18 protein-coding genes are annotated in these 14,119 nt (G+C 44.5%); all 18 read right to left on the reverse strand.

The window, feature by feature from the left end:
* Nucleotides 1-17: 17 nt before the first annotated feature.
* The gene (locus ASC42_RS04735; protein ID WP_055440774.1) at nt 18-878 is read right to left on the reverse strand and encodes a F0F1 ATP synthase subunit gamma; all 861 of its coding nucleotides are present in this window, start codon (nt 876-878) and stop codon (nt 18-20) included.
* A 68-nt stretch (nt 879-946) separates the two neighbouring features.
* Nucleotides 947-2,461, reverse strand: a complete 1,515-nt coding sequence (gene atpA / locus ASC42_RS04740; protein WP_055440775.1) for a F0F1 ATP synthase subunit alpha — start codon at nt 2,459-2,461, stop codon at nt 947-949.
* Nucleotides 2,462-2,485: 24 nt separating this feature from the next.
* A complete protein-coding gene (locus ASC42_RS04745; RefSeq protein WP_055440776.1) occupies nt 2,486-3,022 on the reverse strand; it encodes a F0F1 ATP synthase subunit delta in 537 nt (178 codons plus the stop codon).
* Nucleotides 3,019-3,528, reverse strand: coding sequence for a F0F1 ATP synthase subunit B (gene atpF / locus ASC42_RS04750; RefSeq protein WP_055440889.1), 510 nt, complete (start codon nt 3,526-3,528; stop codon nt 3,019-3,021). Before atpF ends, ASC42_RS04745 begins: the two co-directional genes overlap by 4 nt.
* A 171-nt stretch (nt 3,529-3,699) precedes the next feature.
* Nucleotides 3,700-3,912 carry a F0F1 ATP synthase subunit C gene (gene atpE / locus ASC42_RS04755; RefSeq protein WP_003253662.1) on the reverse strand — a complete coding sequence of 71 codons (213 nt, stop codon included), beginning with the start codon at nt 3,910-3,912 and terminating at the stop codon, nt 3,700-3,702.
* Nucleotides 3,913-3,962: 50 nt separating this feature from the next.
* The gene (gene atpB, locus ASC42_RS04760; protein ID WP_055440777.1) at nt 3,963-4,673 is read right to left on the reverse strand and encodes a F0F1 ATP synthase subunit A; all 711 of its coding nucleotides are present in this window, start codon (nt 4,671-4,673) and stop codon (nt 3,963-3,965) included.
* Between the two features lie 6 nt (nt 4,674-4,679).
* On the reverse strand, nt 4,680-5,057 hold the full coding sequence (locus tag ASC42_RS04765; RefSeq protein WP_032101320.1) for an ATP synthase subunit I: 378 nt from the start codon (nt 5,055-5,057) through the stop codon (nt 4,680-4,682).
* Nucleotides 5,054-5,281: an AtpZ/AtpI family protein gene (locus ASC42_RS04770; RefSeq protein ID WP_055440778.1), complete on the reverse strand. Its 228-nt coding sequence runs from the start codon at nt 5,279-5,281 to the stop codon at nt 5,054-5,056. The genes ASC42_RS04765 and ASC42_RS04770 overlap by 4 nt, the downstream gene beginning before the upstream one ends.
* A gap of 148 nt (nt 5,282-5,429) precedes the next feature.
* The gene (gene wecB / locus ASC42_RS04775) at nt 5,430-6,584 is read right to left on the reverse strand and encodes a non-hydrolyzing UDP-N-acetylglucosamine 2-epimerase (protein ID WP_055440779.1); all 1,155 of its coding nucleotides are present in this window, start codon (nt 6,582-6,584) and stop codon (nt 5,430-5,432) included.
* Between the two features lie 10 nt (nt 6,585-6,594).
* Nucleotides 6,595-7,224 (reverse strand): uracil phosphoribosyltransferase, encoded by a 630-nt coding sequence (gene upp / locus ASC42_RS04780; protein WP_009360966.1) that lies wholly within the window; start codon nt 7,222-7,224, stop codon nt 6,595-6,597.
* A gap of 101 nt (nt 7,225-7,325) precedes the next feature.
* Nucleotides 7,326-8,561: a serine hydroxymethyltransferase gene (gene glyA / locus ASC42_RS04785; RefSeq protein WP_055440780.1), complete on the reverse strand. Its 1,236-nt coding sequence runs from the start codon at nt 8,559-8,561 to the stop codon at nt 7,326-7,328.
* A gap of 72 nt (nt 8,562-8,633) precedes the next feature.
* Entirely contained in the window at nt 8,634-9,203 is a 570-nt protein-coding gene (locus ASC42_RS04790; protein ID WP_245191148.1) for a TIGR01440 family protein, read from the reverse strand.
* Nucleotides 9,204-9,225: 22 nt separating this feature from the next.
* On the reverse strand, nt 9,226-9,669 hold the full coding sequence (rpiB, locus tag ASC42_RS04795) for a ribose 5-phosphate isomerase B (RefSeq protein ID WP_055440782.1): 444 nt from the start codon (nt 9,667-9,669) through the stop codon (nt 9,226-9,228).
* A gap of 88 nt (nt 9,670-9,757) precedes the next feature.
* Complete coding sequence (locus ASC42_RS04800; protein WP_425339068.1) at nt 9,758-11,047, reverse strand: methyl-accepting chemotaxis protein; 1,290 nt, start codon at nt 11,045-11,047, stop codon at nt 9,758-9,760.
* A gap of 17 nt (nt 11,048-11,064) precedes the next feature.
* Nucleotides 11,065-11,502 carry a low molecular weight protein arginine phosphatase gene (locus ASC42_RS04805; protein WP_032101327.1) on the reverse strand — a complete coding sequence of 146 codons (438 nt, stop codon included), beginning with the start codon at nt 11,500-11,502 and terminating at the stop codon, nt 11,065-11,067.
* Nucleotides 11,503-11,605: 103 nt separating this feature from the next.
* Nucleotides 11,606-12,151, reverse strand: coding sequence for a manganese efflux pump MntP (locus ASC42_RS04810; RefSeq protein ID WP_055440784.1), 546 nt, complete (start codon nt 12,149-12,151; stop codon nt 11,606-11,608).
* A gap of 61 nt (nt 12,152-12,212) precedes the next feature.
* The gene (locus tag ASC42_RS04815; RefSeq protein WP_055440890.1) at nt 12,213-13,274 is read right to left on the reverse strand and encodes an L-threonylcarbamoyladenylate synthase; all 1,062 of its coding nucleotides are present in this window, start codon (nt 13,272-13,274) and stop codon (nt 12,213-12,215) included.
* A gap of 149 nt (nt 13,275-13,423) precedes the next feature.
* Nucleotides 13,424-14,056: a stage II sporulation protein R gene (spoIIR, locus tag ASC42_RS04820; RefSeq protein ID WP_055440785.1), complete on the reverse strand. Its 633-nt coding sequence runs from the start codon at nt 14,054-14,056 to the stop codon at nt 13,424-13,426.
* Nucleotides 14,057-14,119 lie beyond the last annotated feature (63 nt).

Consider the following 14,119-nt stretch of genomic DNA (forward strand, 5'->3'; position numbering starts at 1 on the left):
CTAACTGCTAATCAACCTTATTGCAATGCGTTCGCTCCGGCCACAATCTCTGTAATTTCTTGCGTAATTGCTGCTTGGCGGGCACGGTTGTAAGAAAGCGTAAGTGTCCGAATCAATTCTTTTGCGTTGTCTGTTGCGTTTTTCATCGCTGTCATCCGCGCCGCATGCTCGCTTGCTTTCGCATCAAGCAACGCTCCATAAATTAAGCTTTCAGCGTATTGTGGCAACAATACTTCTAAAATTTCTTCTTGTGACGGTTCAAATTCGTAAGTCGTCAACTTTTTATCAGAAGCTAAATCTGTTAATGGCAATAGCTTTTTCTCCGTCACATCTTGTTGAATGGCGCTTACGAAATGGTTGTAAAACATGTACAGCTCGTCGAACGTACCATCGGCAAACATGTTTACTGTTTTGTTCGCAATTTCTTTAATGTCCGCAAATGTCGGTTGGTCTGGCAATCCGGTAATATGTAAAGCTACCGGAATGTTGCGGCGTTTAAAGAAATTTAAACCGACGCGACCGATTGCAATAATCGCATATTCTTCTGCCGAACGGTGACGCTCTTGAATCGTTTGAAAAACGGTACGAAGCACGTTGCTATTGTAGGCGCCAGCTAAGCCACGGTCCGATGTAATCACTAAATATCCTGTCTTTTTTACTGGGCGCTTTACAAGCATTGGATGAGAAGCGTCATTGCTACCAAGCGCAACGCTCGCTACAACTTCTTGAATTTTTTCCATATACGGTGTAAACGATCTTGCGTTATGCTCAGCACGGTTTAATTTCGATGCCGAGACCATTTCCATCGCTTTTGTAATTTGGCTCGTCTTTTTTGTCGTGTTAATTCGTGCTTTTATGTCGCGTAACGATGCTCCCAAAGGTTTCACCACCTTTTTCGCTCAATTGTTGAAAGGGGACGGAACAGCTATGCTGTTCCGCTCTTTTCTTACTCCGATACCACAAACGTCTTTTTGAACGCTTCAATCGCCTTGTTGAAGTCTTCTTCGTTTGGAAGATCGCCTGTTGTGCGAATATGTTCCATTAGTTTTTGGCCGTTTTCGTCTTTATCTAACCACGCATGGAACTCTTTTTCAAAGCGGCGAATGTCTTCTACTGGAATATCATCTAAAAATCCGCGCGTTAACGCGTAAATGATCGCTACTTGCTTTTCAACTGGCAGAGGCTCATGTAAACCTTGTTTTAACACTTCAACTGTGCGCGCACCGCGAGCAAGTTTTGCTTGTGTCGCTTTGTCAAGGTCTGAACCGAATTGTGCAAACGCCTCTAACTCACGATATGCCGCTAAGTCAAGACGAAGCGTACCTGATACTTTTTTCATCGCTTTAATTTGCGCTGCTCCACCGACGCGCGATACAGAAAGACCGGCGTTAATCGCTGGACGCACGCCTGAGAAGAATAAATCAGACTGCAAGAAAATTTGTCCGTCCGTAATAGAAATGACGTTTGTTGGGATGTATGCTGAAATGTCGCCTGCTTGTGTTTCAACGAACGGCAACGCTGTTAATGAACCTGCACCTTTCGCATCGCTTAATTTAGCTGCGCGCTCAAGCAAGCGAGAATGCAAGTAGAATACGTCACCTGGATACGCTTCACGACCTGGCGGACGGCGTAATAATAACGAAAGCTCACGATAAGCTGCCGCTTGTTTGGATAAGTCATCGTATACAACAAGAACGTGTTGTCCTTTGTACATGAAGTATTCGCCCATCGTTACGCCCGCATATGGCGCTAAGAATAAAAGCGGAGCTGGTTGTGACGCAGATGCTGTAACGACGATTGTATAATCTAATGCACCGTATTTACGCAACGTTTCGACAACGTTACGAACGGTTGATTCTTTTTGTCCGATTGCCACATAAATACAAATCATGTTTTTACCTTTTTGGTTGATAATTGTATCTACCGCAACGGACGTTTTACCTGTTTGACGGTCTCCGATAATTAACTCACGTTGACCACGACCGATTGGTACAAGAGCGTCAATCGCTTTAATTCCCGTTTGTAACGGCTCATGGACAGATTTACGATCCATAACACCAGGGGCTGGGCTTTCAATCGGACGAGTTTCTGTCGTTTCAATTGAACCAAGCCCGTCTACCGGTTGTCCTAATGGGTTCACGACACGACCGATTAACGCTTCACCGACTGGCACTTCCATAATGCGACCTGTGCGACGCACTTCGTCGCCTTCTTTAATGCCTGTATACGGCCCTAAAATAACGATACCGACGTTGTTTTCTTCTAAGTTTAGCGCCAATCCCATGACGCCGTTGGCAAACTCAACAAGCTCTCCTGACATGACGTTGTCGAGGCCATGAGCACGAGCGATTCCGTCACCGACTTGAATGACTGTACCGACATCGCTCACTTCGATTTCAGACTGATAGTTTTCAATTTGCTTTTTTATCAGCGCGCTAATTTCTTCCGCTTTGATGCTCATGCATTTCACCCCTATCTATAAATGTTAGCGAGTTAACTGTCGCTGTAATCTTGCTAATTTTCCGCTGACGCTTCCGTCGAAAATGCGGTTTCCGATGCGCACTTTGACGCCACCGATCACATCTTTATCGATGATGTTCGTGATGCGAAGCGTATCGACGCCGACTTTTTTCGCAAACACATCTGCAAGCGCATTCGTTTCATCTTCCGTTAACGGACGAGCGGAATAAACGATCGCCTCGGCTACACCGCGCGCCTCATTCGCTAGCGCAATAAACGCATCAGCTAAATCGTTGACGATATCGATGCGATGGCGATCTAAAAGCAACATTAATGTATGTTTTAATACCGTCGAAATGTTTGCAAATGCTTCTTGAACGAGCGCTTTCTTTTTTGCCAGCGCGATTTTTGGATGATTGAGCACAGAAAGAAGCGCTTCATGTTGTGCAAACACTTGTTTGACGACGCGAAGTTCTTGTTCGAGCTGATCAAGAAGCTGCTGTTCTTTCGCAATTTCAAAAAGTGCCGACGCATATCGTTTCGCTACGACTTGTTTGTTCATCGGCTTTCTCCTACCTCTTGAATGTACTCGTTAATCAGCTTCGCTTGATCTTGTTCGCTCAATTCTTTCTCAATGACTTTTGATGCAATAAGTACAGATAACGAAGCAACTTGTTGGCGCAACGCTGCCATCGCCTGTTCTTTTTCTTGTGCGATTTCTTTTTTCGCCGCTTCTTTTAGGCGCTCTGCTTCTTGGCGAGCCGCTTGAATGATTTGTTCTTTTTGCTCTTCCCCAAGCTTGCGTGCTTCTTCAATAAGCGCTTGCGCTTCTTGGCGCGATTTTTTCATTAATTCGCGTTGCTCTTCTGCAAGCTTTTTCGCTTCTTGATGATGTTTTTCTGCTTGCTCAATTTCGTTCGCAATATGCTCTTCGCGTTGTTTCATGACGCCCATTAACGGACCGAACGCATATTTACGAAGCAAGAACATGAGCAAGAGGAACATGATTAATTGGAATAAGATGTCACCGCCGTTGAACCCATGTCCACCAGCACCTAATACAAACATGTTTACCACCGCGCGTTTCACTCCCTTCAAAAATCGCCCGAATTATCGATCGGAACGTGTGCGTACGAACATAAAGGAATGGCGAAGGTTCTCATGGAATGATCTTCGCCATTGTTGAACGAGTTTCGTTTCCGTATGCAGTTATAGCTCGTTTCGAACGAGCGCTCAGTTCTAGCGACCTTGAACCATGAACGCGATAACGACCGCGATGATTGGGATCGCCTCGACTAACGCTACCCCGATGAACATTGTTGTTTGTAACATACCGCGCGCCTCTGGTTGACGTGCAATTCCTTCTACTGTACGAGATACGATTAAACCGTTACCAATACCAGCACCAAGTGCCGCTAAACCAATTGCAATTGCAGCTGCTAATACACCCATTTGAAAAGTCCTCCTTCGATTTTTTATGTTGAAATGAATGTGTATGAAAATTAATGGTCATGACTCACTTTGTGCGCCATATAAACCATTGTTAACATCGTGAAAATAAACGCTTGGATCGCGCCGACGAAAATACTAAATCCCTGCCATGCGATCGTTGGAATGATCGCCGCAATCGTTCCGCCGACTCCTGTCGCTAAACTTCCCGCCAAGAGCGCTAACAAAATTTCGCCCGCAAAAATGTTTCCGTATAAACGGAGACCGAGCGTTAATGTGTTTGCAAACTCTTCAATAATTTTTAGCGGGAATAAAATTGGCATCGGGCTAACGAACCCTTTTGCATATTCTTTGAAACCGTTAAGTTTGATGCCGTAGTAATGCGATAACGCCACAACCATCGTTGCCAACGTTAACGTCACAACCGGGTCAGCTGTTGGGGATTTCCACCATAACTTGTTGTCGATGACGACTGAAAATGGTAGACCGAGCATATTCGCTACAAAAATGTACATGATGAGCGTCATACCGAGGATATGAAAGCGTCCACCTGTTTTCCAATCCATATTGCTTTTAATAATGCCTTTGACAAAATCCATGACCCATTCAAGGAAGTTTTGCATTCCCGTTGGCTTCATCGCTAAGTTGCGTGTTGCTAATACGGCAATGACAAACACAATGACGGATGTAACCGTAATCATTAATACGTTGGCCAAGTTAAATGTTAAGCCAAACAACGTGTATAAAGGAGCTTCGTGATGCATCTGTACTCACCTCTCTTCCCCTTTTGGTTTTTGGAAAAAGAAATCTATTATAATGACAATATAAGATGTCATTAATCCCAATACGATCCATCCAACAGAAAACTGCTCTGGCCAGCGAAAAGCAATGAAAACCGCCAGCGCAGCCGCAGCCATGCGTGACATCATGCCAAGCGAGCGCGCTTTTTGGCCAGACGCAACCGCTTGTCCAAATCGTTCAACTTTCCGCACCATTGTCCAACCATTATATAGGCTGATGACCGTTCCGAGAAACAAACTTGAAAACGCTTGCGAATAAGGTGTAAATGACCAACCAAGCACGTAAACCGCCAGCAAATATAGTATGTATGATTTGTGACGCCGCCAATGTTGCTGTAGCTCGTTCATTTTTCCTCTCCTGAAAAAAATGAGCGAATGAGGCGAATCGTTGCATAAACACCGGCCGACAAGCCAAGAAGCAAACCAATGACTAAAAAAAGCGGTTCGGTGCCAAATCGTTCATCGACAAAACGCCCTCCAAAAACCCCAACTAAAACAGAGCCGACAAGTTGGGAAGATATCGCCGTCATCAAACCGATCGCTCGAAACGGATGGCGCTCATGTTGTCGCATACGAAAGCCTCACTTTTCATTTTCAGAATTTACTGTATTTTTAAAAAGGTTATCCTTATCCCTTTGTAAGCATACAATAGTGAAAACGTGATGTCAATGCGTTCGGTCACAAAAAGAGGGAAAATTTTTGATAAAGAAAAGGGATGCGTCATGACATCCCTTTCTCGTGCCGAAATGGCGTGGGCGGAACATCGCTTTGTTTGAAATAGTAGCGAATCGCTTCGACAATCCGCTGCGATGCCCATCCATCACCGTACGGATTTGACGCTTTTGCCATTTGGTCATATGCTTTTTCATCTGTTAATAGTTCACTTGCTAGCGTGTAAATCGTTTGTTCGTCGATCCCAGCTAACTTGAGTGTTCCTGCTTCAATGCCTTCAGGGCGCTCCGTCGTATCGCGCAACACGAGAACAGGCACGCCCAGCGAAGGGGCTTCTTCTTGTACACCGCCTGAATCCGTTAAAATGATGTGCGCTCTTGCGGCAAAGTTATGGAAGTCAATTACATCTAACGGCTCAATTAAATGAATGCGCTCATCATTTCCTAATATGTCGTTCGCTAACTCGCGCACGACAGGATTTAAATGAACAGGATAAACGACTTGCACATCATCATAATCTTCCACGAGCCTTTTGACTGCACGGAACATATTTCGCATCGGCTCGCCAAGGTTTTCACGGCGGTGCGCTGTCAATAAAATCATCCGGCTTCCTGCAACCTTTTCCAAAATCGGATGCGTATACGTTTCACGCACTGTTGTTTTTAACGCATCAATTGCCGTATTACCTGTAATGAAAATCGCATCTTCCCGTTTATTTTCCGCTCGCAAATTTTCGGCTGCTTTCGCTGTCGGAGCAAAATGCAAATCAGCTAATACGCCCGTCAACTGTCGATTCATTTCTTCTGGAAACGGCGAGTATTTGTTCCACGTTCGAAGTCCTGCTTCCACGTGCCCGACGGCAATTTGGTTATAAAACGCTGCCAGACTAGCGACAAATGTCGTTGTCGTGTCGCCGTGGACAAGGACGATGTCTGGTTTTACTTCTTTCATGACATCGTCTAAGCCAGCAAGCGCCCTTGTTGTAATATCGACAAGCGTTTGACGCTCTTTCATAATGTTTAAATCGTAATGTGGTTGAATGCCGAAAATATGAAGTACTTGATCAAGCATTTGACGATGTTGTGCTGTGACGGTCACAATTGACTCAATATCGTCATATTTTTGCAATTCTAACACGAGCGGTGCCATTTTAATCGCTTCCGGTCTCGTACCAAAAATGGTCATGACTTTTCGCTTATTCATCGTGCCCACCTTACTTCGTTCCGAATAGACGATCTCCAGCATCACCAAGACCCGGTACAATATAGCCGTGATCGTTCAATTTTTCATCTAATGCGGCGATATAAATGTCGACGTCTGGGTGCGCTTGTTGCACTGCCTCTACTCCTTCTGGTGCGGCGATTAAACACATAAACTTAATGTTTTTCGCGCCACGTTTTTTCAGCGCATGAATCGCCTCAACAGCTGAACCCCCTGTCGCAAGCATCGGATCGACAACAATAAAGTCGCGCTCTTCGACATCTGTCGGGAGCTTTACATAATATTCAACAGGTTTTAACGTCTCTGGGTCGCGATATAAACCGATATGTCCGACTTTTGCCGCTGGAATGAGCTTTAAAATGCCGTCCACCATTCCGATTCCTGCACGTAAAATCGGGATAATCCCTAGTTTTTTGCCTGCGATCACTTTCGCTTTCGCTTTGCTGACAGGTGTTTCAATTTCAACTTCTTGAAGCGGCAAATCGCGTGTAATTTCAAATGCCATGAGCGTCGCCACTTCTTCAACAAGCTCGCGAAACTCTTTTGTTCCTGTATGTTTATCGCGAATGTATGTAAGCTTATGCTGAATTAACGGATGATCAAATACGTACACTTTACTCATGTCAGTCGCCCCTTTTTGTAATATGCATTCTTGTAAATTTTACATAAAAACAACGGATGATTCAACTAAAGAAAAGGTGCCCCAGCCTGGGACACCTATCATTATGCATACAATGGGAATTTTTCAGTTAACGCAGCCACACGACGGCGCGCTTCGTCTAATTTTTGTTCATCATCCTTATGTTTGAGCGCAAGCGAAATGATGCGCGCAATTTCATCCATTTCCTCGAGTCCAAAGCCACGGCTCGTTACTGCCGCTGTACCAATGCGAATGCCGCTTGTGACAAACGGGCTTTCCGGGTCATATGGAATCGTATTTTTATTGACTGTAATACCGATTTCGTCAAGCACTTTTTCAGCCACTTTTCCTGTTAATCCGATCGAACGTAGGTCAATTAATAATAAATGATTGTCCGTTCCACCAGAAATAAGTGTAAAGCCTTCCGCCACTAGCGCTTCCGCTAAACGTTTTGCATTGTTCACAATGTTTTGCGCATACGTTTTGAAATCGTCTTGTAACGCCTCGCCGAGGGCGACAGCTTTTGCGGCGATGACATGCATCAATGGACCGCCTTGAATACCTGGGAAAATCGCTTTATCAATTTGTTTGGCGAACTGCTCTTGGCATAAAATCATGCCCCCGCGCGGACCGCGCAGCGTTTTATGCGTCGTTGTCGTTACAAAATGTGCATACGGAACAGGATTTGGATGCAAACCTGCTGCCACAAGCCCTGCGATATGCGCCATATCAACCATGAAGTAAGCGCCTACTTCATCAGCGATTTCACGAAACTTCGCAAAGTCAATCGTGCGAGGATATGCGCTTGCCCCAGCAACGATCAATTTCGGTTTATGTTTTAATGCTTTTTCGCGAACATCGTCGTAATTGATGCGGTGCGTCTCTGGATCAACGCCGTACTCGATGAAATTGTATTGAATACCGCTGAAGTTCACCGGGCTTCCATGTGTTAAATGTCCCCCGTGTGATAAATTCATGCCAAGTACAGTATCCCCATGCTCCAAAATCGTAAAATATACCGCCATGTTCGCTTGTGCCCCAGAATGCGGCTGAACATTTGCATGCTCCGCTCCGAACAATTGTTTTGCACGTTCGCGCGCAAGCTCCTCAACGACGTCAACATGTTCACAACCACCGTAATATCGACGTCCCGGGTATCCTTCCGCATACTTGTTTGTTAATACGGATCCTTGTGCTTCCATCACGGCTTCACTAACAAAGTTTTCCGATGCAATTAACTCAATTTTCGTTTGTTGTCGTTTCAATTCATCTTGAATAGCTTGAAATACTTGTGGATCTTGCTGTGACAAGCGACTCATTGACAATCCTCCCCTAAATTGTGAATATTCTTTTTTATCTTAACACATTTTCAAATGAAAAAGTGAACAAAATTAACCGATCGAACATGATTTGTTCGCCTTTTCTTGTGAATAGACGGCACGCTCGCCCCCGATCAGTTTCGGCCTCGTTTTCGCAAATGTAATGGTCGCATGCCCAATTTGCTTTATCGACGTACGAACAGGAACCGCAACGTGTTTCAAATGCATACCAATTAATGTCGCGCCAATATCAATGCCCGCATCTGCACGAATATGTTCAACGACGACAGGGTCATCTAGCTGTGTATATGCATATGCCGCCATTGCTCCTCCTGCGTTGCGAACCGGAATAACCGTTACGATTTCAAGCTGCTTTGTCATCGCTGTTTTTCGCTCGACAACTAATGCCCGGTTTAAATGTTCACAACATTGAAATGCAAGTTGCACACCCGTCTCATCGTGCCACCGTTTTAGCTCTTGAAACAACATCGCGGCCACGTCCATCGTGCCTGCCGTCCCAATTTTTTCCCCAATGACTTCACTTGTACTACATCCAATGACGATAACATCTTTTTCCGTCAGTAATACTTGGGCACGAAACTCAGCAAGCGCCTTTTGCCATTGACTACGCCATTGTTCCATGTCCGTCACGCCAATCCCACCTTTATTGCTCGTTTTCATAAGCCGAAATTTTTTGAATGCGTTTTTCGTGACGGCCTCCTTCAAATGGAGTTGTCAGCCATACTTTTGCAATTTCGCGCGCCAGTCCTGGTCCGATGACGCGCTCGCCCATTGCTAATATATTGCTGTCGTTATGCTCGCGCGTTGCTTTCGCACTAAATACGTCATGAACGAGCGCACAACGAATACCTTTCACTTTATTTGCAGCAATGCTCATTCCAATGCCTGTCCCACAAATTAAAATGCCGCGGTCAAACTCACCGCTCGCTACTTTCTCTGCGACCGGCAACGCGTAATCTGGATAGTCAACCGATGTTTCGCACTCACAACCAAAGTCTATATATTCGATCCCCATTTCATCCATTAGTTTTTTAATCTCCTCGCGAATACGAATGCCACCATGGTCTGATGCAATAGCTACTTTCACGTTTGAACCCCTCCTCAATCGTTGTAAAGAAAAAACCGTCTCCTTTCATTTTAACGGGTTGAGACGGTCTTTTCATCATTTATTATGCTTATAAACGAAAACGGGCAATCGTTTGTTTTAATTTTTCCGCTTGTTCTCCAAGCTCCGTCGCTAGCTCACGCATGCTTTCAATGACGGCTGTTTGCTCTTGTGTCGCCGCTGTCACTTCTTCCGCCCCAGCTGATGTTTGCTCAGCAATCGCAGCCACTTCTTGTGATTGAACAGATGTTTGTTGGATGTATTTCGTTTGTTCATCAACTAGTTGCGCGATTTGCTTTACCGCATTCGCCACTTCATGAATAGATACGCTCATATGGGAAATGGCTTCATTTGTTTCGTTTCCTTTTTTCGCTTCGTCATTTGCTTTGTTCACTTGTTCCGTAATTTGGTTAACGACGTTTACTACTTCATGTTGAATGTTTTGGACGAGCTCTGAAATGCCTTGTACCGCTTTAGCACTTTCATCTGCTAGCTTTCTTACTTCTTCTGCAACGACAGCAAACCCCTTGCCATGTTCTCCCGCACGCGCGGCCTCAATGGAAGCATTTAACGCTAATAAATTCGTCTGTCCTGCAATATCTCCCACAAGTGAAATAATTTGTCCGACTTCTTTCGCATGCTCTTCTAAACGTTTGACAACATGCAATGACGACTCATTGCTTTTCGCTAACTGCTGAATGCCGGCAATGAGCGAACCGATCACGCGCTGACTATCTTCAAGTGTTGCTACCATCTCCGTCGATAGTTTTTCTGACTGCATCGCTTTTTGTTGTACATTTCCTGCAATCGCTAATACATCTTCTACCGCTTCGGCTGTCGTTTGCATCGCCACAGCGGAATTATCCGCTCCTTTTGAAATTTCATCAATCGTACGCGCAATGTTTTCCGCTTGTTCCGCAGCGATACGGGACACGTTGGTCATCTCCACAACTTTTTCGTTCGTGTGCGCAAAATTTTGTTGAATGTTGCGCACCATGTCGCGTAAATTACTTAACATCGTATTAAACGCAATCGCAAGTGAACGAATTTCGTCATCTGATTTAGGCACAGGCACATCTTGTCCAATTTCACCTTCCGCAGCTTTTAACGCGGCTTGCTCAAGTTGAGAAAGCGGTTTCGTAATAAAACGCGCTGCAAAATATGCCAATACACCAGACCAAAAAATACCGAGCAATAACGTGACAATCGTAAACGTATTTTTCCCAAACGGAAGCCATTGTTTTACATAATCGTACAGCACATAAATGTAAAAGGCGCTCGTCGAATACGTAATCATTGCTAATACAGTTGTAAAAATAGCTAGCTTTTTTTGCAAGCTAAATGTGTATTTTCCCCCCATCATACATCCCCCTTGCTTTATAGCTTTTCATGGAGCTTTTCAATGGCTTGTTCAAGCTCATCGCGCGTTTGGCGATACACATCAATCGAGCCACCAAACGGATCGATCACATCTTCACCGCTACCAAGAAATTCGTGTAACGTAAACGTTTTTCCTTCTGCTTCCGGAAAACACGCTAACACATGTTGCTTGTGACTTTCGGTCATCGTTAATACGTATGTCGCCCAGTCAATATGTTCTTTCGTTAACAACGAAGCGCGATGATCGATGTCGATTCCTTTTTCAGCAAGCACTGCTTTCGCATGTTGTGATGCATCGCTCCCATCCAACGCAAAAATGCCTGCAGATCGCACTTGTACGTGCGGTAGCTGTTTATGTCTTAGTAGCGCCTCCGCCATCGGACTTCGACACGTATTTCCTGTACATACAAACAAAACGTTCGTTTGATTCACCATTCACACCTCTCATCATTTGCCACTTGTTTACTATTATTATAAAGCAAACAGTAAGATAAAATATAGACTAAACAAAAAGAAAAAAGAACTGGAAACACCCAGCTCATAAAGGAAATAATAATTTGCACGCAAACAAAAGTAAAATGGCGCCGCCTAACGCCTCACTATATGTCCCTAACCAACGTTGAAAACGGCGCCCAAGAAGTAACCCCATCCATGTTAACACCATGCTCGTCAATCCGAATGCGATAACCGCAAATACGATTTCTACTCCGTAAATGCCTAAACTTAATCCAACAGAAAAACTGTCGAGGCTAACGCTAAATGCAAATAAAAACAAACCGATGCCAACGGGCCTCAGCCAACGTTCTTGTTCATGATGAAACGAAGCGATAACCATTTGCACACCAAGAATAAACAATAATGCTCCCCCGATGTATGTCGCCATATGACCAAGCTGAACAGATAACAACCGACCGATCGCCATCCCAGCTAAAGGCATGACAATATGAAAAAAACCTACCGTTAATCCAATGTAGGCAATTTGCTTCAAACGAAGCTGAAGCAAACCCATACCAAGGCTGACTGAAAATGCATCCATCCCCAACGCAAATGCCATCATCGCTAATGTGATCATTTCCCCAATCATACAAAGCCTCCTTAGGACGTGCCTTCACGTTAACATATGCACACCCTAAGGAGTTTAGACATCATTTTTCCATCATTTGTTCATGCCCTGCTGCTTTTAATAGACGATTCATGATGGCTACGCCGATTCCTTCATACGGAAACGATTCGCTATAAATGAGATCAACATTTGTTTCATCAAACGTCCGTAGTGCGTCATATAACTTCTTTGCGACCGTTCGTAAGTCGCTACGTCTTCCACAAGAAATAATTACGTCTGCTTCATACGTATGACGTCCTTCTTCCGTCGTTAACACTCCTACCTTTAATCCATGCGCGCGTTTTTCATTAATAACCCTTTGCAAAAATGCAGGAGAACCGTGGACAACGACTAACGGAGCTTTCGGCGCGTAATGCGTATATTTCATCCCCGGAGATTTCGGCACCGCTTCTTTTTCCACAAGCGCACGATCGATATCCACAACACCGATCACTTGTTCAATGTCCTCTTTTGTTACGCCACCCGGTCGTAAAATCGTTGGGATCGCTGTCGTGCAGTCAATAACCGTCGATTCAACCCCAACTCCTGTCGCCCCTCCATCGACAATGGCCGCAATGCGTCCATCTAAATCATCAAGCACATGTTTAGCCGTTGTCGGACTTGGTCTGCCTGAACGATTGGCGCTCGGTGCTGCGATCGGAAGTCCGCTTGCTTTGATAAGCGCAAGAGCGATCGGATGATTCGGCATGCGAACGGCAACCGTGTTCAATCCTGCAGTCACACGAGGAGAAACGGCTTCTTTTTTTGGAAGGACGAGCGTCAATGGACCAGGCCAAAAATGTTCCATCAATGTATATGCAACAGGAGGAATGTCGCAAGCAATATCGTGCAATTGTTCTGTCGTTGCAATGTGGACAATGAGTGGATTATCGCTCGGTCTTCCTTTCGCTATAAAAATGTTTTCCACAGCTGCTGTGGACATGGCGTTCGCACCAAGACCATACACCGTTTCTGTCGGAAATGCGACAAGCTCACCTCGCTGTAAATACGACGCTGCCTGTATAATTTGTGGACAACTGTTTAAGTCATCCACATTTTTATCCACAAAAAACACATGTGTTTTCAACGTTTTCACCTCATACATATTCAAGTTGCTTGTTTGTTTATCGACATCTGACAAGCATTTTACAGCCATTTCTTCCATGAGTATAAAAGATTCATACAAAATACTCAACAATTGTCCACAAATTGTGGATATGTTTTTCTTTTTTGTTGATAATTTTGTGGATATATTTATTGCATGAGCTTTTTCCATACTTCCGCAACGAAAAATTTCACTTCTATTTGCTGTTCATCCTCGACAACGAGCGGTTGTTCACTTATTTGATCGACTTCTTTCTCTTGTTCAACTTGTTTTTCCACAGGACGAACGGCTTCACCTGTGGAAAAATCGAGAAAACAGAGCGGCGGGAATAAAACGCACCACCAATTCGCTCCTTCACCTTTGCCGAGCGTAATTAATACGGCATCGTACTCACCTGCTGGATATACGTATGAACCGTATATTTTCGTTGGAAATGATACACGTCCGAATGCCACTTTGTATGACTGATTACTCTTGTTTTCTTGAAGAACACGAGCAACCGTTTGTTCAATTTCGGGCACATGTTGGGCAATGACTTGCTTTGCTTCTTCAAATGACGTTAAGTCGCTTACCCATGTCGTAATTTGCTCATTTACCGCATCGCGAACGGCGCGCTTTAACGCTTGGTCTGCTGGTGAATCGCTATTCGCTAAAATGCGCAACCGTACCGCTTCATTTGGAATGACGGCATCTTCTTGCGCTTCCGTTTGTTGTCCGTATATTGTAATAATCGCACCGATCATAACCATTGTCATATACAAAATAATCACGTATTTATTCATTGTTTACCTCCCCTTTCTTGTTATGCAGTGTAACCAGAAAAGGAGGTTGATAAACTATGAAAA

Source organism: Anoxybacillus suryakundensis, from assembly GCF_001418025.1.
GTDB classification, from domain to species: Bacteria; Bacillota; Bacilli; order Bacillales; family Anoxybacillaceae; genus Anoxybacillus; species Anoxybacillus tengchongensis.